At 69.8% G+C, this 26,528-nt stretch carries 26 protein-coding genes and 4 pseudogenes; 25 read left to right on the top strand and 5 right to left on the bottom strand.

Annotated elements, in window-relative coordinates:
* Window positions 1–75: 75 nt before the first annotated feature.
* The 6 genes and pseudogenes from ffh to A5688_RS01690 all read left to right on the top strand — a co-directional run bounded on the left by ffh (window position 76) and on the right by A5688_RS01690 (window position 7,044).
* On the top strand, window positions 76–1,632 hold the full coding sequence (gene ffh, locus A5688_RS01710) for a signal recognition particle protein (RefSeq protein ID WP_067912780.1): 1,557 nt from the start codon (window positions 76–78) through the stop codon (window positions 1,630–1,632).
* Window positions 1,626–1,727, top strand: a pseudogene (locus A5688_RS28485) (hypothetical protein); the annotation flags it as partial. The gene ffh and the pseudogene A5688_RS28485, both read left to right, overlap by 7 nt.
* A gap of 34 nt (window positions 1,728–1,761) precedes the next feature.
* Window positions 1,762–2,838 (top strand): metal-dependent hydrolase family protein, encoded by a 1,077-nt coding sequence (locus A5688_RS01705; RefSeq protein WP_120312442.1) that lies wholly within the window; start codon window positions 1,762–1,764, stop codon window positions 2,836–2,838.
* Window positions 2,839–2,875: 37 nt separating this feature from the next.
* Window positions 2,876–4,522, top strand: a complete 1,647-nt coding sequence (locus tag A5688_RS01700; protein WP_067912785.1) for a serine/threonine-protein kinase — start codon at window positions 2,876–2,878, stop codon at window positions 4,520–4,522.
* Between the two features lie 71 nt (window positions 4,523–4,593).
* Window positions 4,594–6,440, top strand: a pseudogene (locus A5688_RS01695) (N-acyl-D-amino-acid deacylase family protein).
* A gap of 1 nt (window position 6,441) precedes the next feature.
* Window positions 6,442–7,044, top strand: a complete 603-nt coding sequence (locus A5688_RS01690; protein ID WP_067835396.1) for a TetR/AcrR family transcriptional regulator — start codon at window positions 6,442–6,444, stop codon at window positions 7,042–7,044.
* On the opposite strand, the gene A5688_RS01685 is transcribed toward A5688_RS01690, so the two are convergent.
* Window positions 7,041–7,916 (bottom strand): D-alanyl-D-alanine carboxypeptidase family protein, encoded by an 876-nt coding sequence (locus A5688_RS01685; protein ID WP_067835394.1) that lies wholly within the window; start codon window positions 7,914–7,916, stop codon window positions 7,041–7,043. The two genes, A5688_RS01690 and A5688_RS01685, sit on opposite strands and share 4 nt — an antisense overlap.
* A gap of 58 nt (window positions 7,917–7,974) precedes the next feature.
* Here A5688_RS01685 and A5688_RS01680 point away from each other — a divergent pair, with 58 nt between their 5' ends.
* The 5 genes from A5688_RS01680 (at window position 7,975) to trmD (ending at window position 10,664) form a co-directional block, all read left to right on the top strand.
* A complete protein-coding gene (locus tag A5688_RS01680; protein WP_067835392.1) occupies window positions 7,975–8,394 on the top strand; it encodes a nuclear transport factor 2 family protein in 420 nt (139 codons plus the stop codon).
* Between the two features lie 224 nt (window positions 8,395–8,618).
* Window positions 8,619–9,152: a 30S ribosomal protein S16 gene (gene rpsP, locus A5688_RS01675; protein WP_068268032.1), complete on the top strand. Its 534-nt coding sequence runs from the start codon at window positions 8,619–8,621 to the stop codon at window positions 9,150–9,152.
* An 8-nt stretch (window positions 9,153–9,160) separates the two neighbouring features.
* Complete coding sequence (locus A5688_RS01670; RefSeq protein WP_003878715.1) at window positions 9,161–9,403, top strand: RNA-binding protein; 243 nt, start codon at window positions 9,161–9,163, stop codon at window positions 9,401–9,403.
* A gap of 17 nt (window positions 9,404–9,420) precedes the next feature.
* Window positions 9,421–9,954, top strand: coding sequence for a ribosome maturation factor RimM (rimM, locus tag A5688_RS01665; RefSeq protein ID WP_067835388.1), 534 nt, complete (start codon window positions 9,421–9,423; stop codon window positions 9,952–9,954).
* 14 nt (window positions 9,955–9,968) lie between these two features.
* Window positions 9,969–10,664 (top strand): tRNA (guanosine(37)-N1)-methyltransferase TrmD, encoded by a 696-nt coding sequence (gene trmD / locus A5688_RS01660; RefSeq protein WP_067835385.1) that lies wholly within the window; start codon window positions 9,969–9,971, stop codon window positions 10,662–10,664.
* Here trmD and A5688_RS01655 read toward each other — a convergent pair.
* On the bottom strand, window positions 10,661–11,638 hold the full coding sequence (locus A5688_RS01655; protein ID WP_067912791.1) for a hypothetical protein: 978 nt from the start codon (window positions 11,636–11,638) through the stop codon (window positions 10,661–10,663). The two genes, trmD and A5688_RS01655, sit on opposite strands and share 4 nt — an antisense overlap.
* A gap of 343 nt (window positions 11,639–11,981) precedes the next feature.
* Between A5688_RS01655 and rplS the strand changes: the two genes are divergently transcribed.
* The 4 genes and pseudogenes from rplS (at window position 11,982) to A5688_RS01635 (ending at window position 14,443) form a co-directional block, all read left to right on the top strand.
* On the top strand, window positions 11,982–12,323 hold the full coding sequence (gene rplS / locus A5688_RS01650; RefSeq protein WP_067130769.1) for a 50S ribosomal protein L19: 342 nt from the start codon (window positions 11,982–11,984) through the stop codon (window positions 12,321–12,323).
* A 94-nt stretch (window positions 12,324–12,417) separates the two neighbouring features.
* Window positions 12,418–13,323, top strand: coding sequence for a signal peptidase I (gene lepB, locus A5688_RS01645; protein WP_067835381.1), 906 nt, complete (start codon window positions 12,418–12,420; stop codon window positions 13,321–13,323).
* Between the two features lie 2 nt (window positions 13,324–13,325).
* Window positions 13,326–14,133 (top strand): annotated as a pseudogene (locus A5688_RS01640) (ribonuclease HII).
* Window positions 14,134–14,137: 4 nt separating this feature from the next.
* Window positions 14,138–14,443 (top strand): DUF2469 domain-containing protein, encoded by a 306-nt coding sequence (locus A5688_RS01635; RefSeq protein ID WP_003875077.1) that lies wholly within the window; start codon window positions 14,138–14,140, stop codon window positions 14,441–14,443.
* 6 nt (window positions 14,444–14,449) lie between these two features.
* On the opposite strand, the gene A5688_RS01630 is transcribed toward A5688_RS01635, so the two are convergent.
* Entirely contained in the window at window positions 14,450–15,220 is a 771-nt protein-coding gene (locus tag A5688_RS01630; protein WP_067835377.1) for a GAF and ANTAR domain-containing protein, read from the bottom strand.
* A gap of 306 nt (window positions 15,221–15,526) precedes the next feature.
* Between A5688_RS01630 and A5688_RS01625 the strand changes: the two genes are divergently transcribed.
* The 4 genes from A5688_RS01625 (at window position 15,527) to A5688_RS01610 (ending at window position 19,443) form a co-directional block, all read left to right on the top strand.
* Window positions 15,527–16,507: an SDR family oxidoreductase gene (locus A5688_RS01625; RefSeq protein WP_067835375.1), complete on the top strand. Its 981-nt coding sequence runs from the start codon at window positions 15,527–15,529 to the stop codon at window positions 16,505–16,507.
* 96 nt (window positions 16,508–16,603) lie between these two features.
* A complete protein-coding gene (gene fdhD, locus A5688_RS01620; RefSeq protein WP_067835373.1) occupies window positions 16,604–17,422 on the top strand; it encodes a formate dehydrogenase accessory sulfurtransferase FdhD in 819 nt (272 codons plus the stop codon).
* A gap of 132 nt (window positions 17,423–17,554) precedes the next feature.
* Window positions 17,555–17,932 carry a YraN family protein gene (locus A5688_RS01615; protein WP_067835371.1) on the top strand — a complete coding sequence of 126 codons (378 nt, stop codon included), beginning with the start codon at window positions 17,555–17,557 and terminating at the stop codon, window positions 17,930–17,932.
* Window positions 17,932–19,443 (top strand): YifB family Mg chelatase-like AAA ATPase, encoded by a 1,512-nt coding sequence (locus A5688_RS01610; RefSeq protein ID WP_067912794.1) that lies wholly within the window; start codon window positions 17,932–17,934, stop codon window positions 19,441–19,443. The genes A5688_RS01615 and A5688_RS01610 overlap by 1 nt, the downstream gene beginning before the upstream one ends.
* 26 nt (window positions 19,444–19,469) lie before the next feature.
* Here A5688_RS01610 and A5688_RS01605 read toward each other — a convergent pair whose 3' ends face one another.
* On the bottom strand, window positions 19,470–19,745 hold the full coding sequence (locus A5688_RS01605; RefSeq protein ID WP_067912796.1) for a DUF4190 domain-containing protein: 276 nt from the start codon (window positions 19,743–19,745) through the stop codon (window positions 19,470–19,472).
* A gap of 110 nt (window positions 19,746–19,855) precedes the next feature.
* Between A5688_RS01605 and dprA the strand changes: the two genes are divergently transcribed.
* From dprA to A5688_RS01585, 4 genes are read left to right on the top strand one after another with little or no spacing between them, the layout of a single operon-like run.
* Complete coding sequence (dprA, locus tag A5688_RS01600) at window positions 19,856–21,028, top strand: DNA-processing protein DprA (RefSeq protein ID WP_067912798.1); 1,173 nt, start codon at window positions 19,856–19,858, stop codon at window positions 21,026–21,028.
* 34 nt (window positions 21,029–21,062) lie between these two features.
* Window positions 21,063–21,920: a siderophore-interacting protein gene (locus tag A5688_RS01595; protein ID WP_067912801.1), complete on the top strand. Its 858-nt coding sequence runs from the start codon at window positions 21,063–21,065 to the stop codon at window positions 21,918–21,920.
* Window positions 21,921–21,944: 24 nt separating this feature from the next.
* Window positions 21,945–23,105, top strand: coding sequence for a lactate 2-monooxygenase (locus A5688_RS01590; protein ID WP_067912805.1), 1,161 nt, complete (start codon window positions 21,945–21,947; stop codon window positions 23,103–23,105).
* Window positions 23,106–23,137: 32 nt separating this feature from the next.
* Window positions 23,138–24,043, top strand: coding sequence for a tyrosine recombinase XerC (locus A5688_RS01585; protein ID WP_067912807.1), 906 nt, complete (start codon window positions 23,138–23,140; stop codon window positions 24,041–24,043).
* Between the two features lie 12 nt (window positions 24,044–24,055).
* On the opposite strand, the pseudogene A5688_RS01580 reads toward A5688_RS01585, so the two are convergent.
* Window positions 24,056–24,508: pseudogene (locus A5688_RS01580) on the bottom strand (M23 family metallopeptidase); the annotation flags it as partial.
* A 326-nt stretch (window positions 24,509–24,834) separates the two neighbouring features.
* Here A5688_RS01580 and rpsB point away from each other — a divergent pair.
* Both rpsB and tsf read left to right on the top strand, forming a co-directional pair.
* Window positions 24,835–25,668 carry a 30S ribosomal protein S2 gene (gene rpsB, locus A5688_RS01575; RefSeq protein ID WP_067835355.1) on the top strand — a complete coding sequence of 278 codons (834 nt, stop codon included), beginning with the start codon at window positions 24,835–24,837 and terminating at the stop codon, window positions 25,666–25,668.
* Window positions 25,669–25,678: 10 nt separating this feature from the next.
* On the top strand, window positions 25,679–26,494 hold the full coding sequence (gene tsf, locus A5688_RS01570) for a translation elongation factor Ts (RefSeq protein ID WP_067835353.1): 816 nt from the start codon (window positions 25,679–25,681) through the stop codon (window positions 26,492–26,494).
* Window positions 26,495–26,528 lie beyond the last annotated feature (34 nt).

Raw genomic sequence — 26,528 nt, 5'->3', positions numbered from 1 at the left:
GTGTGCGTGGTTGCAGTGTCGCGGTCGGAGGGCGGCCCGGGCTCGCCGCGACGGCACTACCACTAGGCTGGCGGGGTGTTTGAATCGCTGTCCGACCGGTTGACCGGTGCCCTTCAGGGATTACGCGGCAAGGGTCGACTGACCGACGCCGATATCGAGGCCACTACCCGCGAGATCCGGCTGGCGCTGTTGGAAGCCGATGTGTCGTTGCCCGTGGTGCGCGCCTTTGTCACCCGGATCAAGGACCGCGCCAAGGGCGCTGAGGTCTCCGGGGCCCTCAACCCGGCGCAGCAGGTCGTCAAGATCGTCAACGAAGAACTGATCGGCATCCTGGGCGGTCAGACCCGCCAGCTGGTGTTCGCCAAAACCCCGCCGACCGTGGTGATGCTCGCCGGTCTGCAGGGATCCGGTAAGACGTCGTTGGCCGGGAAGCTGGCCGCATGGCTGCGCGGTCAGGGCCACACTCCGCTGCTGGTGGCTTGCGACCTGCAGCGCCCGGCCGCGGTGAACCAGCTGCAAGTCGTCGGTGAGCGCGCCGGGGTACCGGTGTTCGCGCCGCATCCCGGCGCATCCCCCGAGTCCGGGCCCGGCGACCCGGTCGCGGTGGCGGCCGCGGGGCTCGCCGAGGCGCAGGCCAAGCATTTCGACGTCGTCATCGTCGACACCGCCGGCCGGCTGGGCATCGACGACGAGCTGATGGCCCAGGCGGCGGCAATCCGCGACGCCGTCAATCCCGATGAAGTGCTGTTCGTGCTGGACGCGATGATCGGCCAGGACGCCGTCACCACGGCCGAGGCGTTCCGCGAGGGTGTCGGGTTCACCGGGGTGGTGCTGACCAAGCTCGACGGCGACGCCCGCGGTGGCGCCGCCTTGTCGGTGCGCGAGGTGACCGGCGTCCCAATCCTTTTCGCCTCCACCGGCGAGAAGCTGGAGGACTTCGACGTCTTCCACCCCGACCGGATGTCCAGCCGCATCCTGGGCATGGGCGACGTGCTGAGCCTGATCGAGCAGGCCGAGCAGGTCTTCGACGCCGAACAGGCCGAGGCCGCGGCGGTCAAGATCGGCAGCGGCGAGCTCACGCTCGAGGACTTCCTGGAGCAGATGCTGGCCATCCGCAAGATGGGCCCGATCGGCAACCTGCTGGGCATGCTGCCCGGCGCCGGGCAGATGAAGGACGCGCTGGCCCAGGTCGACGACCGCCAGCTCGACCGCCTGCAGGCCATCATCCGCGGCATGACCCCCGCGGAGCGCGCCGATCCGAAGATCATCAACGCGTCGCGGCGGCTGCGCATCGCCAACGGTTCGGGCGTCACGGTGTCCGAGGTCAACCAGCTGGTCGACCGCTTCTTCGAGGCCCGCAAGATGATGTCGTCGATGCTCGGCGGCATGGGCATCCCCGGCCTGGGCCGCAAGTCGGCCACGCGAAAGTCCAAGGGAGCGAAGGGCAAGAAGGGTAAGAAGGGCGGACGCGGCCCGACGCCGCCGAAGGCCAGGAACCCGCTCATGCAGGGCATGCCGGGCATGCCGGCCGCCTTCCCCGACCTGTCGCAGATGCCCGAGGGTCTCAACGAGTTGCCACCCGGTCTGGCCGACTTCGACCTGTCCAAGCTGAAGTTCCCGGGCAAGCCGTGACGATCGCGAGCGCGGCGGAGCCGGGCGAAGCGGGTCGTCACCATCGGACGGGAACGATCGCGAGCGCGGCGGAGCCGGGCGAAGCGGGTCGTCACCATCGGACGGGAAGAAAGTAGCCGCCCGGTGCGCATGCACGTGCGGGGCGTGGGCCTGCCCGACGAGAACGAGATCGAACTGTGGATCGTCGACGGCCGCATCAGCGCCGAACCGGTCGCCGGCGCCGACACCGTTTTCGACGGTGGTTGGATCGTGCCCGGTCTGGTCGACGCCCACTGCCACGTCGGGCTGGGTGATCACGGCGAGATCCCGCTCGACGACGCGATCGCCCAGGCCGAGATCGAACGCGATGTCGGCGCGCTGCTGTTGCGGGACTGCGGCTCGCCCACCGACACCCGCAGCCTGGACGACCGCGACGATCTGCCCCGCATCATCCGGGCGGGCAAGCACCTGGCCAGACCCAAGCGGTACGCGGCGGGCTTCGCGCGTGAGCTGGAAGACGAGTGGCAGCTGCCGGCCGCGGTGGCCGAGGAGGCCAGGCGCGGCGACGGCTGGATCAAGCTGGTCGGGGACTGGATCGACCGCGGCGTCGGCGATCTGGCCCCGCTGTGGTCCGACGACGTGCTCAAGGCCGCCATCGAAACCGCCCACGCCCACGGCGCCCGGGTCACCGCGCACGTCTTCAGTGAGGACGCGCTGCCCGGGCTGATCAACGCCGGCATCGACTGCATCGAGCACGGCACCGGCCTGGACGACGACACGATCGAGCTGATGGTCGAGCACGGCACCGTCCTGGTCCCGACGCTGGTCAACATCGTCGAGAACTTCCCCGGCATCGCCGACGCCGCCGCGAAGTATCCGGCGTACGCCGCGCACATGCGCGACCTGCACGCCCGCGGCCTGTCGCGGATCGCCGCGGCCCGCGAGGCGGGTGTACCGATCTACGCCGGCAGCGACGCCGGCACCATGGTGGCGCCCGGGCGCATCGCCGACGAGGTCGAGGCGCTCAAGGGCGTCGGGATGAGCCCGACCGAGGCGCTGGGTGCGGCGTGCTGGGACGCGCGCCGCTGGCTGGGCCGGCCGGGGCTGGATCATGGCGCCTCGGCGGACCTGCTGTGTTACTCGGACGACCCGCGTACGGGCGCCGCCGTGTTGAGGAGCCCCGACCTGGTGATCCTGCGCGGCAAGACGTTTCGCCCGGCCGCTTAGCCGCGCGTCGCGGTGCGCGGGCGGATAGGATCGCCGAATGTCGTTGCCCAGCGGCGCGAGCTTTGCCGGCTACATCGTGTCGCGAGTGCTGGGCTCAGGAGTGACGGGTGAGGTCTACCTCGTCCAGGATCCCCAGTCGACCCGCCGGCAGGCGTTGAAGGTGCTGTCCCGCGAACTGTCGGCGGACGCCGACTTCGCGGCGCGGTTCCGGGAGGAAACCCCGGTCGTCGCCAACCTGCACTACCCCCACATCGTCGAGGTGTACGAGCGCGGCCAGTTCGACGGCCGGCTCTACATCGCGATGGAATACATCGAAGGCACCAGCGCCGCCCAGCTCATGACCGACCGGTTCCCGGCCGTTTCGCCGGCCGTCGAGGTGCTGGCCATGGTCACCGCCATCGCCGGCGCCCTCGACTACGCCCACCTGCGCGGGCTGACGCATCGCGATGTGAAACCGGCCAACATCCTGCTGACCGACCGTGCCAGCGGAAAACAACGAATCCTGTTGACCGACTTCGGCATAGCCCGGCCACTCGCGCAGGCAGCGGGCGACGCGACCCAGGTAACCGTTGCTTACGCGGCGCCGGAACTGTTGAGTGGCGACGACGTCGACGGGCGCGCCGACCAGTACGCGTTGGCGGCCACCGCATTTCACCTGCTGACCGGCACGCCGCCGGTTGCGGATGCCGACCCCGTGGCCGCGCTGCGCCGGCACCGCGACGGCAAGTTGCCGCGGCTCAGCGATCAGCGTCCCGAGCTGGCGCACCTGGACAGCGTCTTCGCCAAGGCGCTCGCCGAACGACCCGAGGACCGATTCGAAACCTGTCACGACTTCGCCCAGGCGGCAAGTGAACCGGGGGGCCTGTCGACGGGTGAACGCCCTGAACCCGAACCCGATCTCGAGCCGGACGCCGACGACGAAAAGGACACGGCGGCGGCGCCGCCGGAGGACGTCGCGGCGACGACGCCGGACGAAGCGGGCGTGCCCCCGAAGCGCAGGCTGCGGAAGGTCTTGTTGGGGGCAGCGGCGGTGGCACTCGTCGCCGGGGCGCTGGTTGCGGGCATCGCCATCGGGCGCCACACCGCCACCACAACACCTAAGCAGGTCGCCGCTCCGACACCGACCAACCCGGCATCCCCGCCTGCCCCACTCGACGGCAGCTACCGCATCGAGGCCGAGCGCACAAAGCAGACATATAACGACGTCGCCGATCCGCAGCCGCCCGATGTCAGAACGTGGTGGGCGTTCCGGTCGTCGTGCAAGCCGGAGGGCTGCTCCGCCGCCGCGATGCAGCTTGACGACAATGACCACATGCAGGGCATGTCACCCGGCGGGGGATCCCTCTTCATGAAATTCACGGACGGCGAGTGGCAGTCCGCGCCGGTGGATCTCAATTTCCCGTGCGTGGGGCCGGACGGATCGCAGTCCACGCAGGGCACGACCATGGTGGTCGCGCTGCGGCCGCAGCCCAACGGCGAGTTCATCGGCGAGGAGGTCGTCACCGTGCGAACGGATGAATGCGGCCAGCGGTCGGCCGTGATCAGGGTGCCCACGGTGGCGAGCCGCACGGGTGAGGTGCCGCCGGCCGTGGTCGTGCCGGAACCCGGCTCGGGCCCGCAGAGCCCGGAGCGGCACGCGCCCAGCGCCGCGCCCACGGCGGCGCCGTTTCGGCCTCAGAACTGATCGCTGACCCGAACCAGCAGCATTACGGGTCGGCGTGTCTCCCGAAAAAAGATTGCGAGTGCTTGCTATCTATGTTAGCGTTCCGGCAATCGACGACATGGAGGAAACCATGGCCTACGACGTGATCATTCGCGACGGATTGTGGTTCGACGGCACCGGCAGCGCGCCGCTGACGCGCACGCTCGGTATCCGCGACGGCGTCGTGGCCGCCGTGTCCGCGGAGCCGCTGGACGAGACCGGTTGTCCGGAGGTGATCGACGCGGCCGGCAAGTGGGTGGTGCCCGGCTTCCTGGACGTGCACACCCATTACGACGCCGAGGTGCTGCTGGATCCCGGACTGCGCGAGTCGGTTCGCCACGGTGTCACCACGGTGTTGCTGGGCAACTGCTCGTTGTCGACGGTCTACGCCGACTCCGAGGACGCCGCCGACCTGTTCAGCCGGGTGGAGGCGGTGCCGCGCGAATACGTCTTCGGCGCGTTGAGCTCCAACCGGACCTGGTCGACGGCCGCGGAATACATCGAGGCGATCGACGCCCTGCCGCTGGGGCCCAATATCGGCTCGCTGCTTGGTCATTCGGACCTGCGGACCGCGGTGCTCGGACTGGACCGGGCCACCGACGCCACGGTGCGGCCCACCACCGACGAGCTGGAGAAGATGGCCGGCCTGCTGGACGAGGCCCTCGACGCCGGGGTGCTCGGCATGTCCGGGATGGACGCGCCCATCGACAAACTCGACGGCGAACGGTTCCGCTCGCGCGCCCTGCCGTCGACCTTCGCGACGTGGCGGGAACGGCGCCGGCTGATCAAGGTGCTGCGCAAGCGCGGCCGCCTGCTGCAGAGCGCCCCCAACGTGGCCAAGCCGTCCACCGGCATGCTGTTCTTTTTGGCCAGCAGCCGGATACTCAACTGGGGCAAGGGCGTTCGGATGAGCATGCTCGTATCCGCCGACGCCAAATCCATGCCGCTCTCGGTGTACGTCTTCGGCCCGGGGACACGCCTGCTGAACAAGCTGCTGGGCGCCGCCGTGCGATTCCAGCATCTGCCGGTGCCGTTCGAGTTGTACTCCGACGGAATCGATCTGCCGGTCTTCGAGGAATTCGGCGCCGGAACCGCCGCCCTGCACCTACGGGACCAGTTGCAGCGCAACGAGTTACTGGCGGACAAGGAATACCGACGGCAGTTCCGGCGCGAGTTCGACCGCATCAAGCTCGGGCCATCGCTGTGGCACCGCGACTTCCACGACGCAGTCATCGTCGAATGCCCGGATAAGTCGTTGGTGGGCAAGAGCTTCGGCACGATCGCCGACGAGCGCAAGCTGCACCCGCTCGACGCGTTCCTGGACGTGCTCGTTGAGAACGGTGAACGCAACGTCCGGTGGACGACCGTCGTCGCCAACCATCGCCCCAAGCTGCTGGACGCGCTCGCCAACGAGAGCAGCGTGCACATGGGCTTCTCGGATGCCGGCGCGCACCTGCGCAACATGGCTTTCTACAACTTCGGATTGCGAATGCTCAAGCGCGCCCGCGACGCCTACCGCGCCGGTTCGCCCTTCATGTCCATCGAGCAGGCGGTGCACCGGCTCACCGGTGAACTGGGAGAGTGGTTCGGCATCGACGCCGGCACCCTGCGCCAGGGCGACCGTGCGGACTTCGTGGTGATCGACCCGGCCGGCCTCAACGAATCCGTCGACGGCTACCACGAAGAAGCGGTGCCGTTCTACGGCGGCCTGCGGCGCATGGTCAACCGCAACGACGACGCCGTCGTCGCCACCGGTGTGGGCGGTGTGGTCGTCTTCGGCGGGAGCCAGTCGAAAGGCGAATTCCGGGACGGCTACGGGCAATCCGTGCGGTCGGGCCGCTACCTGCGGGCGGGGGAGCGCACCCGCCGGGAACGCAGCGCGCTGAGCGTTACCGCCTGACATGGCCAGAACCCAGCAGCAGCGCCGCGAGGAAACCGTCGGGCGGCTCATCGACGCCTGCATCTCCACCATCATCGAGGTCGGCTACGCCCGGGCGTCGGCCGCGGTCATCACCAAGCGGGCCGGGGTGTCGGTCGGTGCGCTGTTCCGGCACTTCGACACCATGGGCGACTTCATGGCGGCCACCGCCTCGGAGGTGTTGCGCCGCCTCATGGAGGGGGGCATCAAGCAGGTTGCCGCGATACCTCCCGAGGAGCCGCCGCTGGAGGCGGGCCTGACGATTCTGCGGGACATCACCCACAGTCCGGGGAATGCGGTGCTCTACGAACTGCTGGTCGCCGCGCGTACCGACGAGAAGCTCAAGGCCACCCTGCAGCAGGAACTCGGGCAGTATGCCGAGAAGATCATCGATGCTGCGCGGGCGCTGCCGGGGGCAGAGCGATTCCCAGAGGAGAAATTCCCGGTGATCGTCGGACTACTGACAAACGTCTTCGACGGCGCCGCTCTGGTGCAAAGCATCATCCCGCAGCCGGAACTCGACGAACAGCGGATTCCGGTGCTGACGGCGCTGCTGAGAGCGGCTCTGGAGGATCCCGCCTTCTAGAGCGAGCCGATGCCCGACTGCGGGCTCTGCGCGAATCCCCAGTCGAACAGCGTCGCCGCCTGATCCCAGTACGTCGGCCCGCCTTCTTTGATCAGCCCGTACATCATCGCGATCACCAGCCGGCGGCCACCGCGCGCGGCGGCCCCGACGAAGGTCTTGCGCGCGGCGTTGGTGAAGCCGGTCTTGCCGCCGATCGCGCCGGGGTAGCGCTGCAACAGTTCGTCCTGGTTGGTGATCGGGTGATCCCCGTTGTCGCCGGGGAACATCGCCGAGGGCTCGGCGGTGATCTGCGCGAATACCGGGTTGGCCATCGCCGCGCGGAAGATGACCGCCAGGTCGTGCGCGGTCGAGGCACCCGACCCGCCGGGGCCGTCCAGCCCGGACGGCGTCGCCGCGTGCGTGTTGGTCGCCCCGAGCGAGGCCGCCTTGGCGTTCATCTTGGCGACGGTCACGTCCGGGCCGCCGAGCATGTGCGCCAGGGTGTTGGCGGCGTCGTTCCCCGAGACCAGCAGCAGGCCGTCGAGGAGCTGGCGCGCGGTGTAGGTGCGGCCCGGTTTGATGCCGACGCAGTTGCACTCCACCTGGGTGTCGGCGACGTCGGCGACGACGGTCGAGTCCAGGCTCACCGAGTCAAGGACCACCTGGGCGAGCAGTGTCTTGATGGTGCTCGCCGGCGGATGGGGCACGTTCTGGTCGCGGCCGGCCAGCACCTGTCCGCTGTCGAGGTCGGCGACGATCCAGGTCTGGGCCGGGCCGTCGGGGATCGGCACCGAGCCCACCGGCTGCATGCTGTCGGCCCAGGACGTGGGGACGGTGACACCGCACGCACCTACCGTGAGCAGGGCCGCGGCTGCGGCAATGACCTTGCGCATGGGCCGAAAGTCTAACTTCCGGGCCTGTTCGGCGTCGATCTTCAGTACTGTCCGATGCATGTTGAGCCTGGCCGAAATCTCCGACCGCCTCGAGATCCAGCAGCTTCTGGTCGACTACTCCACTGCCATTGACCAGCGGCGATTCGACGACCTGGACAAGGTGTTCACCCCCGACGCCTACATCGACTACACGGCGCTCGGCGGCATCGAGGGGCGATACCCGGAGGTGAAGAAGTGGCTGGCCGAGGTGCTGCCCAACTTCCCGGTGTACGCGCACATGCTGGGCAACTTCTCGGTCCAGATAGACGGGGACAAGGCCACGTCGCGGGTGATCTGCTTCAACCCGATGGTGCTGGGTGGCGACAAGGACCAGGTGCTGTTCTGCGGACTCTGGTACGACGACGAGTTCGCCCGCACGCCCGACGGCTGGCGCATGACCCGGCGGGCGGAGACCAAGGTCTTCCAGAAAGTGATGTGAGCGCCCGGGTGGCGGCGACCCCGCGCTCCCCGCGCGATCCCCGGCTCCCCGCGATGCCCGCGCGCGATTTCTGATCGCCACCCCTGGTCTGGCACAATGGGCGGCTGTCCGCCGAGCGATTACGCATCGCCGACCGGTCATACACGCGAGGCGAAACCGGATCCGGGCATCCCGCCCCGATCGCTGAATCGCAGCGTGACACACACAGGAGAAATCGCTTAACCATGGCTGTGAAGATCAAGCTCACCCGGCTTGGCAAGATCCGCAATCCCCAGTACCGCATCGCCGTCGCCGACGCGCGGACCCGGCGCGACGGACGCTCCATCGAGGTCATCGGCCGCTACCACCCGAAGGAAGACCCGAGCCTCATCGAGATCAACTCCGAGCGCGCGCAGTACTGGCTGTCCGTGGGTGCCCAGCCCACCGAGCCCGTCCTCAAGCTGCTGAAGATCACCGGTGACTGGCAGAAGTTCAAGGGCCTGCCCGGCGCCGAAGGCCGCCTGAAGGTCGCCCCGGCCAAGCCCAGCAAGCTGGAGCTGTTCAACGCCGCGCTGGCGGAGGCCGACGGCGGACCGAGCACCGAGGCCGCGAAGCCGAAGAAGAAGGCCCCGGCCAAGAAGGCCGCGAAGGCCGACGAGCCCGAGGCCGCCGCCGAGGCGCCCGCGGAGCCCGCCGCTGAGACGCCCGCGGAAGCCGCCGCTGAGGCCGAGGCGCCCGCCGAGGCCGGCCAGCAGGCCGAGCCGACGACCGAAAGCTGACCGCGGCGATGAGTACGGTTGTCGTTGACGCTGTTGAGCATCTGGTCCGCGGGATTGTCGACAACCCCGACGATGTCCGGGTGGACATGGTGACCAGCCGCCGGGGGCGGACGGTCGAGGTCCACGTCCACCCCGACGACCTGGGCAAGGTGATCGGCCGCGGGGGTCGCACCGCGACCGCGTTGCGCACGCTGGTCGCCGGTATCGGCGGTCGCGGCATCCGCGTCGACGTGGTGGACACCGACCAGTAGTCGCTGATGGAACTCCCTTGGAGTTGACCGTCGGGCGCGTGGTGAAAGCCCACGGCATCAGCGGCGAGCTGGTGGTGGAGATTCGCACCGACGATCCCGCCGCCCGGTTCTCGCCCGGTAACACGTTGCGCGCCAAGCCCTCTCGTGGCGGTGCGGAGCGCGGCGTCGTGATCGAGAGTGTGCGCGAGCACGGCGGGCGGCTGCTGGTGCGGCTGGAAGGCGTCAGCGACCGTGACGGCGCCGACGCGCTGCGCGGCACCCTGTTCGTCGTGGACTCCGAGGACTTGCCCGCCATCGACGAGGCGGACACCTATTACGACCATCAGCTCGAGGGCTTGCGCGTCCGCACCGTCGCGGGCGAGCAGGTCGGCGTCGTCGCCGAGGTGTTGCACACCGCGGCCGGTGAATTGCTGGCGGTGCGGCGTGAGGCGGTCGCCGGTGACGCGAGCCGGGAAGTGTTGGTGCCGTTCGTGACCGCGATCGTCACCTCGGTGTCGCTGGAGGACGGCGTCGTCGAGATCGATCCGCCCGAAGGCCTGTTGGATCTGTAGCGGGGATCTCCGATATGAGAATCGACGTCGTCACCATCTTCCCGGCCTATCTGGACCCGCTCCGGCAATCGTTGCCGGGTAGGGCGATCCAGTCCGGCCTGGTCGATCTGCGGGTCCATGACTTGCGGCGCTGGACGCGCGACGTGCACCGCTCGGTCGACGATTCCCCCTACGGCGGTGGCCCGGGGATGGTGATGAAGGCGCCGGTATGGGGCGAGGCGCTAGATGAAATCGCTTCGGAGGAAACGCTTTTGGTTGTTCCCACGCCGGCCGGTCGGTTGTTCACGCAGGAGACGGCCGCCCGCTGGAGCGGCCAAACCCACCTGGTGTTCGCCTGTGGTCGCTACGAGGGCATCGACCAGCGGGTCATCGACGATGCCGGGCGGCGGATGCGGGTCGAAGAAGTCTCGATCGGCGACTACGTGCTGCCGGGCGGCGAGTCGGCCGCCGTGGTGATGATCGAGGCCGTGGTGCGCCTGCTCGATGGGGTGCTCGGCAATCCGGCGTCGCACCAACACGATTCGCACTCTGCGGCCCTGGACCGGCTGCTGGAGGGGCCCAGCTACACCCGGCCGCCGAGCTGGCGCGGGCTCGACGTCCCCGAGGTGCTGTTGTCCGGCGACCACGCGCGCGTCGCGGCGTGGCGCCGCGAGATCTCGCTGCAGCGCACCCGCGAACGCCGCCCCGAACTGCTCGACCCGCGGGATTAGAGCCCGCGCCCGGACGCCTCGATGCGGCCCTCGGGAAAAATCGTCCTGACCGCCCGGGTGATGGTGTCGCGGGCGGTGGCGTCATCGGCGGTCTGCAACGACTGGACCACCATGATGTAGCGGCGGTCGGCCCCGATCACCCCGGTCGACAAATGCATCCAGTCGCTGCCGATGCAGCACATCCAGCCCTGCTTGACCGCGACCGGCTCGGCGTACAGACCGTCCGGGATGCCGAATCGCTGCGGGTAGCCGTCGAGGCCGTTGGGGGTGGACTGGGACAGGTCGTTCACGATGATCTTGGCGTCATCGGCCGGCAGGCCGCCCGAGCCGTCCAGCAGCATCTCGTAGTAGCGGATCAGGTCGGTCACCGAGCTCATGGTGTTCCACCAGCGCCCGTCGCTGGGCGGGGTGGTGGAGGTCAGGCCGTAGCGGGCCGCGACCTCGGTGATGATGGCGGCGCCGCCGCCCTGACCCCAGAACTTCTCGGCCGCGCCGTCGTCGGATGACTGCAACATGATGTCCAGGGCCTGACGGTCGTCGGCGTTCAGCGGCGCCTTGCCCTCGGATTCGTGCAGCAGCAGATCGTCGGCGATGAACAGCTTCGCGACCGACGCCGTGCCGATGACCTGGCTGTTCCCGTTGGCGATCAGCTGATGGGTGCTGCGATCGAGGATGGCCACCGACAGCGCGGCGCCGCTGCCGGCGGCCTCTTCGGCGGCCTGTTGGACGCGGGCCTGCAGCAGGCCGAATCCCGAGTTCGGCAGCGCCTGGGACGGCTGCGGCGGCGTGGCCGCCTCGAGCATCAGCGCGGCCGACTGCGGGGGAGCCGAGGTGGGCGGCGCGGACATGACCCGAACGGGCGCGGTGACCGGGAGGCTGTAGACCTTTGCCTGGACCAGAGCCTCGGAGCCCGCGGCAACCACCAACGTCACCGCCGCGGTGGCGGTGAGCAGCGTCAGCGGACGTACCCGCATTCGTCTCCTCCGGCGTGACTCCGACACAGTGCATGGGCGGGTCCGTCGCGCCACCTGCACCGGCCATAACGCTCGAAGTGCGGGTAGCGCGTTCTGACCCCAGTCATATGTACCATTTACCAGCGCGTTTGGCGCGCTGTGAACCGCCGACTCGCTGTGATTTTCGCGGTACGCGCCCCGTCTGGCACAATTGACCAGTTGTCTCCAGCGGTTGCAGGCCGGTTGGCCCTTTTCCCGCCTGCTGCGAGATACGCCAGAAAGCCCGAAACCATCGGCTTGGCGACCGCCTCACACCCGCGTGTGGGTAGCTGCCGTCGGCCGCGACCGCAAGGAAGTGTCTCGCATGAACCGGCTGGACTTCGTCGATCAGGCGTCGCTGCGCGACGATATCCCGGTGTTCGGCCCGGGCGACACCGTCAACGTGCACGTCAAGGTCATCGAGGGCGCCAAGGAGCGTATCCAGGTGTTCAAGGGCGTGGTGATCCGTCGTCAGGGCGGTGGCATCCGTGAGACGTTCACCGTGCGCAAGGAAAGCTATGGCGTCGGCGTCGAGCGGACCTTCCCGGTGCACTCGCCCAACATCGACCACATCCAGGTGGTGACCCGCGGTGACGTCCGCCGCGCGAAGCTGTACTACCTGCGTGAACTGCGCGGCAAGAAGGCCAAGATCAAGGAGAAGCGCTGAGCCGGGACGCCTTGGCGGCGCTGCTGATTCGTCCCATCGTTTCTGCGGTGCGCCGGTTTACCGGGCCACAACGTGCGCTGGCTACGCTGATCTCGTGACCGATACCGCGGATTCATCGAAGCCCGAGTCCCACCCCGGCGAGTCAGATCCGAAGGTCTCTACCCGCAATCCGGAGACGCGCCCCGACGAAGCCGCGACGACGGCCGGATCGATTCCCGAGCCGGGCCCGGTGGCCGAGACGCACGACGGCGGCGAACCGGAGGAGCCCAAGCGTTCGACGCTGCGCGAATTCGCGATCCTGGCGGTGATCGCCGTCGTCCTCTACTACGTGATGCTGACCTTCGTGGCGCGGCCCTACCTGATCCCGTCGGAATCCATGGAGCCCACGCTGCACGGGTGCACGGGCTGTGTCGGCGACCGGATCATGGTCGACAAGGTCACCTACCGGTTCAGCGCGCCGCACCCCGGTGACGTCATCGTCTTCAAGGGGCCGCCGCCCTGGAACCTCGGCTACAAGTCGATCCGGTCCAACAACACCGTGCTGCGCTGGGTGCAAGACGCGCTGTCCTTCGTCGGCTTCGTGCCGCCGGACGAGAACGACCTGGTCAAGCGGGTCATCGCGGTCGGCGGGCAGACGGTGCAGTGCCGGGCCGACACCGGATTGACGGTCGACGGCAAGCCGCTGAAGGAGCCGTACCTGGATCGCAACACCATGGCCGCCGACCCGTCGGTGTATCCGTGCCTGGGCAGTGAGTTCGGCCCGGTCGCCGTCCCGCCGGGACGGCTGTGGGTGATGGGCGACAACCGGACGCACTCGGCGGATTCGCGGGCCCACTGCACCAGCGTGCCGGCCGAAGCCCTCAGGGGTGTGCTGTGCACCGGCGACCCGACGTCGGGAACGGTGCCGGTGTCCAACGTGATCGGAAAAGCCAGGTTCATCGTGTGGCCGCCGTCTCGATGGGGCGGCGTGGAATCGGTGAACCCGCAACAGAATCGGTAGCCGTGGCCACGACGTGGCCGCCGCGGGCGGTCATCCGCAAATCGTCGGGGTTGCGCACCCTGGAGTCGGCGCTGTACCGCAGCGGGTTGGGGCCGGTGGCCGGCGTCGACGAGGTCGGCCGCGGCGCCTGCGCCGGACCGCTGGTGGTCGCGGCCTGCGTGCTCGGGCCGGGCCGAATGGAAAGCCTTGCCGCGCTTGATGATTCCAAGAAGTTGACCGAGGCCGCCCGGGAGAAGCTGTTCCCGCTGATCCGCCGTTATGCGCTGGCCTACCACGTGGTGTTCATCCCGCCGGCCGAGGTGGACCGCCGCGGCGTGCACGTCGCCAACATCGAAGGCATGCGTCGTGCGGTCGCCGGGCTGTCCGTGCGTCCCGGCTACGTGCTGAGCGACGGCTTCCGGGTGCCCGGGCTGGCCGTCCCGTCGTTGCCGGTCATCGGTGGCGACGCGGTCGCGGCGTGCATCGCCGCGGCCAGCGTGCTGGCGAAGGTCAGCCGGGACCGGTTGATGGTCGCCATGGAGGCCGACCACCCCGGTTACGGCTTCGCCCTGCACAAGGGCTACAGCACGCCGGCGCACAGCACGGCGCTGACCCGGCTGGGCCCGTGTCCCGAGCATCGTTACTCGTTCATCAACGTGCGGCGCGTGGCCGACGGCTCGGGTGGCCGGGTGGTGGCCGACTGCCAACCGGACCCACCGCTGCAGCACGACGGATATCGGTGAGGAAAGATGGGACCAGGATTCCCACCCCGGCGGACGGCAGCTGGCGCCGGGATGCCCGGGGAAAACTGTCTGGGAGAAGGACGTCTGAGCAGATGAGTGCAGAAGATCTCGAAAAGTATGAAACCGAGATGGAGCTCTCGCTGTACCGCGAATACAAGGACATCGTCGGCCAGTTCAGCTACGTCGTGGAGACCGAACGCCGGTTTTACCTGGCCAACAGCGTGGAGATGACGCCCCGCAACGCCGACGGCGAGGTCTACTTCGAGCTGCGGCTGTCCGATGCCTGGGTATGGGACATGTACCGGCCCGCGCGGTTCGTCAAGCAGGTGCGGGTGGTCACCTTCAAGGACGTCAACATCGAAGAGGTCGAGAAGCCCGAGCTGCGGCTTCCCGAATAACCCGGCCTAGGTATTCGGCGGAAGCTGGTTGTCGTCGGACGCGGGCAGCTGGCCGCGCTGATTGATGACCTCCCGCGCGACGTCGGCCAGCTTGATGTTCAGCGCCTGGGAGTGGCGGCGCAACAGGTCGAAAGCCTCGTCCTCGCCCATGTCGTGCAGCATCATCAACATGCCGACGGCCTTGCCGATCTCGCGGTTGCTGAGCAGTCCGCGCCGCAGGCTCGCGGCATCTTCGCCCTTGTTCACGGCGTTGATGGCGACGCTGGCAAACGCGGCCAGCACCGCCGCCCGCCCGGCGGACTCGGCGTCGAACATGTTCGGGGTGTCGCTGAACAGGTTGAGCGCGGCCCCCTTGCGTTTGTCCACCAGGAGCCGGAACCCCATCGCGCCCCGCACCGGCGTCTCGGCGACCAGAACCTCCGCCAGCTTGGGCCACAGCGACGGCGTGGTCAGGTCCGGGTCGATCTGGGGCGTCTCCTCCTCGATCGCGTCGATGCAGGGGCCGTCGCCGGAACGCCGTTCCAGCTCGTCGATGGCCTGGGCCAGGCGGTCACTCGCGCCCACGGTGACGTAGCGGTCCCCGTCGCGCACCAACAGGCTGGCGTGGTCACAGCCGCGGACGACCAGGGTCGCGGCGATGCAGATGGCGGCATACATCTGGTTGACGTCCGAGCCCTGATAGATGATCTCGGCGAGGGCGGCGAAAACCGTGCCGGGGTCGGCCTTCTCCCCGCCCGTCACGGATGCCTCCGCGCCGGTCTCCAGTTCGTCCCCCATACTGAGCCCTTCGTTCCTGCGGTGCCGACGGTGTGACCGCGTCCGATCGCCGTAAATTATCTCCTCGCCGCGACCAGACTTACACGCGGTTCCCTCTGGTTGGGGCCAATCAGTGGGCATCTTGCGGGTCACCGTCGATCCGCCAGGTCCCCACTTACGATGCGGAGTGCCCGCACGTCCAACCGCTCGCGAGTCGCCAGATGTTGGAAAGATGGTTCTATCATGCGCCGACCGCGTGCGCCGATGGGCTCGGTGACGTTTCCCACGCGGGGTTTCGGCTGGCTGCGGGAGGGAAGGACGTTGTGAATGGGAGTGACCGTCGCGGTGACCGGTCCAACCGGGGAGATCGGCATCTCCGCGGTGACGGCGCTGGAACGCGAACCCGCCGTCGACGCCATCATCGGGATGGCCCGCCGGCCGTTTGACCCGTCGTCACACGGTTGGCAGAAGACCACGTATCAGCAGGGCGACATCCTGGACCGCGAGGCCGTCGACGCCCTGGTGGCGCAGGCCGACGTGGTCATCCACCTGGCTTTCATCATCATGGGTTCGCGCGACGAGAGCGCCCGGGTGAATCTGGAGGGCACCCGCAACGTGTTCGAGGCAACGGTGGCCGCCGAGCGGCCCCGCCGCCTGGTCTACACGTCGTCGGTGGCGGCCTACGGCTACCACTCCGACAATCCCGTCCCGCTGACCGAGGACGTGCCCGCCCGGGGCTCCGCCGAGCACTACTACTCCGAGCAGAAGGCGGCCTGCGAGGAGTTGCTCGCCGAAATCACCACGGACTCGGCGCTCGAGGTTTTCGTGCTGCGGCCCTGCGTGGTCGCCGGCCCCAACGCCACCGCGCTGGCCGACGCGATGCCGTGGAATCAGCTGCCCGGTCCGATGCGCGCGGTGGTGAAGGCCGTTCCGATCCTCAAGCCGGTGGTACCAGACCCGGGTATCCCGCTGCAACTGGTTCACCACGACGACGTCGCGGCGGCGATCGCGCTGGCTGCCACCGCTCCGGCGCCGCCGGGGGTTTACAACATCGCCGGCGACGGCGTCGTGACGGTGGGCGACGTCGCGAGGGCGCTGGGCGGTCGCCCGGTAAGGGTTCCCGCCGTGGCCGCCTCGGCGGCCTCGGCGGCCATCTCGCGGGTGCCGCTGGTGCCGTCGATGCTGGAATGGCTGCACACGGCCCGGACGTCGATGGTCATGGACACCACCAAGGCCAAGACCCAGCTGGGCTGGCGCCCGCTGTATTCGTCGGCCGAAACGTTGGAAGCGCTGGCCTCGGGGGCATGACGCCCCGGCGACCGGCAGGCGACCAAGGTAGTTTGGCTTCGTGAGGTCCCAGCGTTCCGCCCCTTCGCGCGACGCCGCCGGCGGTGAAATCGCCTAGTGCGGCACGTGACATCGCGTCGGCGGGTGACGCATCTGACCGCCGGGAAGGCGATCACCCGGCCCGAGACGCTGGTCGTCGAGGAGCCGCTGGAGATCCGGGTGAACGGCGCGGCGATCACCGTGACGATGCGCACGCCGGGATCGGATTTCGAACTGGCGCAAGGCTTTCTGCTCACCGAGGGCGTCATCGCCGGCCGCGACGACGTGCTGACCATCCGGTATTGCGGCGGTGCCGTCGACGGGGAGAACACCTATAACGTCCTGGACGTGACGTTGGCCGCCGGCGTCGCGGCGCCCACTCTCGATGTCACCCGCAACTTCTACACCACCTCGTCGTGCGGGGTCTGCGGCAAGGCGTCGCTGGACGCGGTGCGGCTGAGCGGCCGGTTTTCCCCGGGTGCGGATCCCGCGACCGTCGCGTCGGCCACGCTCAAGGCGATGCCCGACCAATTGCGTTCCGCGCAAAAGGTTTTCGACAGCACCGGCGGTCTGCACGCCGCCGCGCTGTTCGGGGCGGACGGCACCATGCTGGTGGTGCGCGAGGACGTCGGCAGGCACAACGCCGTCGACAAGGTGATCGGCTGGGCGCTGGAACATGAGCGGATACCGCTGCAGGCCTCGGTGTTGCTGGTCAGCGGGCGCGCGTCGTTCGAGCTGACGCAGAAGGCCGTGATGGCCGGCATTCCGATGCTGGCGGCGGTGTCGGCGCCGTCGTCGCTGGCGGTCTCGCTGGCCGAGGAGTCGGGCATCACGCTGGTGGCGTTCTTGCGGGAGGACTCGATGAACATCTACACCAGGGCGGACCGGATCACCTGATCGACGGTGGCAGGCCGCTGGCGCCGGGCCGGCTGTGGATGGGCGCCGCACTGGGGATAACCGGCCGTCGCGGGCGGCCACGGACGGCGGTGGCGGCCCGTCCCGTCGGAGGCCCCGGGCACCGTGACCCCCATGACGACCGAAACGACGATGACCCGGATCCAGCTGGGGGCGATGGGTGAGGCGCTCGCCGTGGATCATCTGACGCGAATGGGATTGCGGATCGTGGCGCGCAACTGGCGCTGCCGCTACGGCGAACTCGACATCATCGCCCGCGACGACACCACGTCGACGGTGGTGTTCGTCGAGGTGAAGACCCGCACCGGCGACGGTTACGGGGGACTGGCCCACGCCGTCACGCCGCGCAAGGTCCGGCGGTTGCGCAGGCTTGCCGGGCTGTGGCTGGCCGGCCAGGACCGGCATTCGGCGGCGATCCGCATCGACGTGATCGGCGTGCGCGTCGGGCGCCGTCGCACCCCCGAGATCACCCACCTGCAAGGGATCGGCTGATGGCGCTGGGACGCGCGTTCTCCGTCGCGGTGCGCGGCGTCGACGGACAGATCGTGGAGATCGAAGCCGACATCACCTCCGGCCTACCGGGCGTGCATCTGGTGGGTCTGCCCGACGCCGCCCTGCAGGAGTCACGCGACCGGGTCCGGGCGGCGGTCACCAATTGCGGCAACGCCTGGCCGATGGCGCGGCTCACGCTTGCCCTGTCGCCGGCGACGCTGCCCAAAATGGGATCCGTCTACGACATCGCCCTGGCGGCCGCGGTGCTGTCGGCGCAGCGCAAGAATCCTTGGGACCGGCTGGAGAAAACGGTGCTGCTGGGCGAGCTGTCGCTGGACGGGCGGGTGCGCCCGGTACGCGGGGTGCTGCCCGCCGTGCTGGCCGCCAAACGCGACGGCTGGCCGGCCGTGGTCGTTCCGGTGGACAACCTCGCCGAGGCCAGCCTGGTCGACGGCATCGACGTGTGGGGCGTGCGCACCCTAAGGCAGCTACAGAAGTGGCTCGGCGGCACCGGGGCCCTGGATAACAGGATCGACGCGCAACCCACGGGCGGGGAGCCGGCGGCGGACCTGGTCGACGTGGTCGGGCAGACGCAGGCGCGGTTCGCGGTGGAGGTGGCCGCCGCCGGGGCGCACCACCTCATGCTCACCGGCCCGCCGGGGGTCGGCAAAACGATGCTCGCCCAACGCCTTCCGGGGTTGCTTCCGGCATTGACGGATGCCGAGTCCCTGGAAGTCACCGCGATTCACTCGGTGGCCGGGTTGTTGTCCGGCGACACACCGTTGATCACCAGGCCGCCGTTCGTCGCGCCGCATCACAGCTCGAGCGTCGCCGCGCTGGTCGGCGGCGGGTCGGGGATGGCGCGCCCGGGCGCGGTCAGCCGGGCGCATCGCGGGGTGCTCTTCCTCGACGAGTGCGCCGAGATCCGGGTCAGCGCGTTGGAAGCCTTGCGAACACCGTTGGAGGACGGCGAAATTCGGCTGGCCCGCCGCGACGGGGTGGCGTGCTATCCCGCCCGGTTCCAGCTGGTGCTGGCCGCCAACCTGTGCCCGTGCGCGCCGGCCGATCCGCAGGACTGCATCTGCGCGGCCGCGGCCAAACGCCGATACCTGGGCAAGCTGTCCGGTCCGCTGCTGGATCGCGTGGACTTGCGGGTGCAGATGCACCAGGTCAAGGCCGGGGCGTTCGCGGGCCGGGACGGTGAATCGACGGCGCAGGTCCGCCACCGGGTGGCGCAAGCCCGCGCGGCCGCCGCCCAGCGCTGGCTACCGCACGGATTCCGCACCAACGGCGAGGTCAGCGGGACACTGCTGCGCCGGAAGTTCCGTCCCAGCAACGCGGCAATGGAGCCGCTGCAAAAGGCGCTGGACCGCGGAGTGCTCAGCATCCGTGGCCTCGACCGCACGTTGCGGGTCGCGTGGAGCCTGACCGATCTGGCCGGCCGCACATCACCCGGGATCGACGAAGTCGCCGCCGCACTCAGCTTCCGCCAGCCCGGGACGCAGCGATGAGCGCCGCGACCCACCGGCCGGCCGCGCTACCAGCGCGCCATGGCCAGCCAATCGGTGTGCCCACCCCGCACCGCGATCGCGACGGTCACCAGGATCGCGAACGCGCGGGCGAATTGGGCCATCGCGCGGCCGCTCTCACCGCGCTGTTCCATCTCGCGCAACCCGATGCAGGCGAGACCGATGCTGATCAGCGGGATGGGAAACCCGACCCAGCTGACCAGGCTGAGCGCGAACGCCGCGACGGCCCAGGGGTTCTTCGGACGTTCGGACACGCGGTACACCATCGGCAGGTCGAGGATCATGGGTCGTTCCGTTCGTTGCGGGCCGGCGTGCGGCGGGCGGCTGACCACACCACGTTCGCGCGCGGGGCTGCATGGATCCTTGGCGGATCCTTGGGGCCGGGGGAGCGGCGATGACGCCCGACGATTCCGCGCAGCGCGCGTGGGCCTATCTGTCCCGGGTGGCCGAGCCGCCCTGCGCCGAGCTCGCCGCCTTGGTGCAGCGCGTCGGCCCGGTGGAGGCGGCCGAGCGGGTGCGGCGGGGGCTCGTCGACGACGACCTGGCCCGGCGCACCCAGGCGCGGCGCGAAAACGATTGCTGCGCGGCTGATCTCGAGACACTGGCCCGGCGGGGCGGACGCCTGATCACCCCGGATGACGACGAGTGGCCGCGGCTGGCGTTCGCCGCATTCCGTGGGGCCGCACCGCGACCCGGCGCCGGTGCGCCGATGGTTCCGCCGCTGGTGTTGTGGGCCCAGGGGCCCGTGCGGCTCGATGAGGTCGCGCACCGGGCGGCCGCCGTGGTCGGGACGCGCGCCTCGACCGCGTACGGCGAGCAGGTCGCCGGCGATTTGGCGGCCGGGTTGGCGCAGCGTGACGTCGCGGTCGTCTCGGGCGGCGCCTACGGCATCGACGGCGCGGCGCACCGCGCGGTGCTGGACTGCGACGGCATCACGGTGGCGGTCCTGGCCGGCGGGCTCGACGTTCCCTACCCGAGCGGTCACACCGCGCTGCTGCACCGCATCGGCCAGCGCGGGCTGCTGTTCACCGAATACGCGCCCGGTATCCGCCCGGCCCGCTACCGGTTCCTGACCCGCAATCGTCTGGTGGCCGCCGTGGTGGGGGCGGCCGTGGTGGTGGAGGCGGGGCTGCGCAGCGGCGCTGCCAGCACCGCGGCCTGGGCGCGGGCGTTGGGCCGGGTGGTGGCCGCGGTGCCCGGCCCCGTCACGTCGTCGGCGTCGGCCGGCTGCCATGCGCTGCTGCGCAACGGTGCTGAGCTGGTCACCCGCGCCGACCATGTCGTCGAGCTCGTCGGCCACATCGGCGAACTGGCCTCGGACGAGCCGCACCCGGCGACGCCACTCGACGGCCTCAGCGACGCCGAACGCCGGGTCTATGAGGCGCTGCCGGGCCGCGGCGCCGCGACGGTCGACGAGATCGCGGTCGCCTCGGGAATGGTGCCCGAGCTGGCGCTCGGGCCGCTGGCGATGCTCGAGCTGGCCGGGTTGGTGCAACGCCAGGACGGCCGGTGGCGGATTGTCCGGGTCCGCGCGGGCCGAGCTGCGGAAACGACGCGACTCGTATAGTCGACCGGGGGTTGGGGTTTGGACAGGAGGAGGAGTGGTTGGTCGACCACTGCAATGCTTCGAAGTTGTCGGTACCGAACAACTCACACCGCACATGGTGCGGATAGTGCTCGGAAGCAAGGATTTTGACGCTTTCGTGCCCAGCAAGTTCACCGACTCCTACGTCAAGCTGGTGTTCGTCGCCGACGACGTGGACGTGGCCGGCCTGCCCGAGCCGCTGACCCTGGACAGCTTCGCCGACCTGCCCCCGGAGAAGAAGCCGTCGGTGCGGACCCTCACCGTCCGCCACGTCGACATCGCGAAGCGCCGCATCACGCTGGACATCGTCGTGCACGGCGAGCACGGCCTGGCGGGCCAGTGGGCGTCCGCCGCCCGGCCCGGCCAGCCCATCTACCTGATGGGTCCTGGCGGCGCCTACACACCCGACCCGGCGGCCGACTGGCACCTGCTGGCCGGCGACGAATCGGCGCTGCCGGCCATCGCCGCCGCGCTGGAAGCCTTGCCGCCCAGCGCCGTCGGCAAGGCGTTCATCGAAGTCGCGGGCCCAGAGGACGAAATCCCTCTGACCGCCCCCGAAGGCGTCGAGGTGCATTGGGTCTACCGCGGCGGGCGCGCCGACCTGGTTCCCGAGGACCGTGCCGGCGATCACGCGCCGCTGATCGAGGCCGTCACCAGCGCCCCCTGGCTGCCGGGACAGGTGCACGTCTTCATCCACGGCGAGGCCCAGGCCGTCATGCACAATCTGCGCCCCTACATCCGCAAAGAGCGTGGCGTGGACGCCAAATGGGCGTCGTCGATCTCGGGGTACTGGCGGCGCGGCCGCACCGAGGAGACCTTCCGGCAGTGGAAGAAGGAACTGGCGCAGGCGGAGTCGGCGAACTCGTCAGCCTGACGGCAGCCTGGCATTGTCTATCGCATGGCATTCGGCGACTACCAGAACGAGATCTACTTCAAGGGCCTGGGCGGGGTGGCGCCCGCGCTGCCGATGGCCTTCGCGGAGTTGGAGGCCCGCGCCGAGCGGGCCATGCCGCCGTCGGTGTGGTCCTACGTCGCCGGTGGCGCCGGCGACGAACGCACGCAGCGGGCCAACCGGGAGGCGTTCGACCGCTGGGGCCTGATCCCGCGCATGTTCGTCGGTGCCGCCAATCGCGACCTGTCGGTGGAGATGTTCGGCCTGACCCTGCCGTCGCCGGTGTTCATGGCGCCTATCGGCGTCATCGGCATCTGCGCCCAGGACGGCCACGGCGACCTGGCCACCGCCCGCGCGGCGGCGGCCACCGGCGTCCCGATGGTGGTGTCCACCCTGACCACCGACCCGATGGAGGACGTCGCCGCCGAATTCGGCGACACCCCCGGCTTCTTCCAGCTGTACACACCCAAGGATCGGGAGCTGGCCGCCAGCCTCGTGCAACGGGCCGAGGCGGCCGGTTACAAGGGCATCATCGTCACGCTCGACACGTGGATTCCCGGGTGGCGCCCGCGCGACCTCAGCACGGCCAACTTTCCCCAGCTGCGCGGGCTGTGCTTGAGCAACTACACCAGCGATCCGGTCTTCCGCGCCGGCCTGCAGCGCCCGCCCGAGGAGGACCCGCAAGGCGCCGTGCTGCAGTGGGTATCGACCTTCGGAAACCCTCTGACCTGGGATGACCTCGGCTGGTTGCGGTCGCTGACCGACCTGCCGCTGATCATCAAGGGCATCTGTCACCCCGACGACGCGCGGCGCGCCAGGGACGCCGGCGTCGACGGCATCTACTGCTCCACCCACGGCGGCCGCCAGGCCAACGGTGGCCTCCCCGCCCTCGCCTGCCTGCCCGGCGTCATCGAGGCGGCGGACGGGTTGCCCGTCCTGTTCGATTCGGGGATCCGCAGCGGCGCCGACGTCGTCAAGGCGCTCGCGCTGGGCGCGACGGCCGTCGGGATCGGCCGGCCCTACGCCTACGGCCTGGCGCTGGGCGGCGTCGACGGCATCGTGCACGTGCTGCGCTCGATCCTCGCCGAGACGGACCTCATCATGGCCGTCGACGGCTATCCCGCGCGCAAAGATCTCACCCCGGACACGCTCCGGCGCGTCGACTGACCGACCCCGCCCCCCTCTGCCAGCGTGGGAGAGTGCCGGACAGCGAACCGATTCTCGAAGAGTTCGACGAATACCTGGCGCTGCAATGCGGGCGTTCAGCCCACACCCGCCGCGCCTACCTCGGCGACCTGCGCTCGCTGTTCGCCTTCATCGAGGAGCGCGGCGCCGGTCTGGACGCGTTGAGCCTGCCCCTGCTCCGCTCTTGGCTGTCCGCCGCGGCCGCGGCCGGCGTCGCCCGCACGACGCTGGCCCGGCGCACCTCGGCGGTCAAGGCCTTCACGGCGTGGGCGGTGCGGCGCGGCCTGATGGCCGGGGATCCGGCGGCGCGGCTGCAGGTGCCCAAGGCGCACCGCACCCTGCCCGCCGTGCTGCGTCAGGATCAGGCCGCCGCCGCCATGGCCGCCGCCAAATCTGGTGCGCAGCAAGGGGATCCGCTGGCGCTGCGGGACCGGCTGATCGTCGAGATGTTGTACGCCACCGGGATCCGGGTCAGCGAGCTGTGCGGCCTGGACGTCGACGACGTCGACGCCACCTATCGGCTGCTGCGTGTCCTCGGCAAGGGCAACAAGCAGCGCAGCGTGCCGTTCGGCCGGCCCGCCGGCGAGGCGCTCGACGCGTGGCTGGCCGACGGGCGTCCCGCCCTGGCCAGCGCGGAGTCGGGCCCGGCGCTGCTGCTGGGCGCGCGGGGCCGCCGGCTCGACGTGCGCCAGGCCCGCACGGTGGTGCATCAGACCGTCGCCGCGGTGGACGGCGCGCCGGATATGGGGCCGCACGGCCTGCGGCACAGCGCGGCCACCCACCTGCTCGAGGGCGGCGCCGACCTGCGTGTTGTCCAGGAGCTGCTCGGCCATTCGAGCCTGGCGACCACCCAGCTCTACACGCACGTGGCGGTGTCCCGGCTGCGTGCGGTGCACGATCAGGCCCACCCGCGGGCCTGAGGCGGCTCACGGGTTCAGCGGTTTGAGCCGGATCGGCGTGGACTGCAGCAGACCCAGCGGATCGACATAGGCGGCGCCCGACGCCGCACCCCACATCGCGCCCCAGTGCAAGCAGGCCGCCACGGGGCAGCCGGCGTGCCCGGCCGCCAGCTCGCCGATCACGGTCGCGGCCGTCACCGGCTGACCGACCCGCACCGTCGCCCGGACCGGCTCGTAGCTGGTGCGCAGCCCACCGGGATGGGCCAGCGACACCACCGGCCGTCCGGCCAGCAGACCGGCGAACACCACGGTTCCGGCGCCCGCGGCGTACACCGGCTGACCGGCAGCGCCGGCCAGGTCCACGCCGCGGTGACCGGGATGCCAGTCCGGGGCCGGGGCGTCGAACGCCCGGGTGACGGCCGGCGGCGGGCGCAACGGCCACTGCAGGCGAGCCTCGGCGGCGACCGCCGGCGCGGCGCTGACCAGGCCCGCACTCAACAGCAGCGCTGTAAACCGCATCCAGGCAGTTCAGCGCCTCGCCGCCGGACGGGCCACCCGGTCCTGGCCGGTGTTGTGGACGTGCGGCCCGGCTGGGGAAGCGTGGCAAAAGCACCTGCTGAGTCGGTGTAAACTGCTGGTCGCAGCTCGTTCGCGGGCTGACTTCGCGCGTCTGCATCGCGGCTCTGGTACCACGAGGAGTTCGCATCGCATGCCGGGCGGTCCCGTCCAACAACGGGTCCGGCATCGCAGCAGCCGCCAGGGCCCGGCCTCACCCGATGCCAGGCGACAACCGACACAAGTAAGGCACAACCATGGCCGTCGTAACCATGAAACAGCTGCTGGACAGCGGCACCCACTTCGGGCACCAGACCCGTCGCTGGAACCCCAAGATGAAGCGGTTCATCTTCACCGACCGTAACGGCATCTACATCATCGACCTGCAGCAGACGCTGACCTTCATCGACCAGGCGTACGAGTTCGTCAAGGAGACCGTTGCCCACGGCGGCAGCGTGCTGTTCGTCGGCACCAAGAAGCAGGCGCAGGAATCGGTCGCGGCCGAGGCGACCCGCGTCGGCATGCCGTACGTGAACCAGCGCTGGCTGGGCGGCATGCTGACCAACTTCCAAACCGTGCACAAGCGGCTGCAGCGCCTCAAGGAGCTCGAGGCGATGGAGCAGACCGGTGGCTTCGAGGGCCGCACCAAGAAGGAAATCTTGATGCTGACCCGCGAGAAGAACAAGCTGGACCGCAGCCTCGGCGGTATCCGCGACATGGCCAAGGTGCCGTCGGCCATCTGGGTCGTCGACACCAACAAGGAGCACATCGCCGTCGGCGAGGCCCGCAAGCTCGGTATCCCGGTCATCGCGATCCTGGACACCAACTGCGACCCGGACGAGGTCGACTACCCGATTCCGGGCAACGACGACGCGATCCGTTCCGCCGCGCTGCTGACCAAGGTGATCGCCTCCGCCGTCGCCGAGGGCCTACAGGCCCGCGCCGGCGTCGGCCGCGGCGACGGCAAGCCCGAAGCCGAGGCCGCCGAGCCGCTCGCCGAATGGGAGCAGGAGCTGCTGGCCTCCGCCACCACCACCGCCCCCACCGACGCCGCTGCGGGCACCCCCGAACCAACCGCTGACCCCTCATAGGAAGGCCGATATGGCGAACTTCACCGCTGCCGACGTCAAGAAGCTTCGGGAACTCACCGGCGCCGGAATGCTCGACTGCAAGAACGCGCTGTCCGAAAACGACGGCGACTTCGACAAGGCCGTCGAGGCGCTGCGCATCAAGGGCGCCAAGGACGTCGGCAAGCGCGCCGAGCGCGCCACGGCCGAAGGTCTGGTCGCCGCCCAGGGCGGCGCGCTGATCGAACTGAACAGCGAGACCGACTTCGTCGCCAAGAACGCGGAGTTCCAGGCGCTGGCCGACGAGATCGTGGCGGCGGCGGCCCAATCCAAGGCCGCCGACGTCGACGCGCTCAAGGCCGCGCAGGCCGGCGGCAAGACGGTCGAGCAGGCCATCGCCGACCTGTCGGCCAAGATCGGCGAGAAGCTCGAGTTGCGCCGCGTCGCGTTCTTCGACGGCACCGTCGAGACCTACCTGCACAAGCGCGCGGCCGACCTGCCGCCGGCCGTCGGTGTGCTGGTGGAGTACAGCGGCTCGGACACCGAGGCCGCGCACGCCGTCGCGCTGCAGATCGCCGCGCTCAAGGCCCGCTTCCTGTCCCGCGACGACGTGCCCGAGGACGTGGTGGCCAGCGAGCGCCGCATCGCCGAGGAAACCGCCAAGGCGGAGGGCAAGCCGGAGCAGGCCTTGCCCAAGATCGTCGAGGGCCGGCTGAACGGCTTCTTCAAGGACGCGGTTCTGCTCGAGCAGCCGTCGGTGTCCGACAGCAAGAAGACCGTCAAGGCGCTGCTCGACGAGGCCGGTGTCACGGTGACGCGGTTCGTCCGCTTCGAGGTGGGTCAGGCCTGACCGGCCCCACGCCGACCCGATCCGGACCGCGGAC

Origin of the sequence: Mycobacterium mantenii (assembly GCF_001667865.1) — a bacterium.
GTDB classification, from domain to species: domain Bacteria; phylum Actinomycetota; class Actinomycetes; order Mycobacteriales; family Mycobacteriaceae; genus Mycobacterium; species Mycobacterium mantenii_A.
The sequence above is the reverse complement of the archived record's forward strand: the minus strand, read 5'-3'. Positions and strand labels throughout refer to the sequence as shown.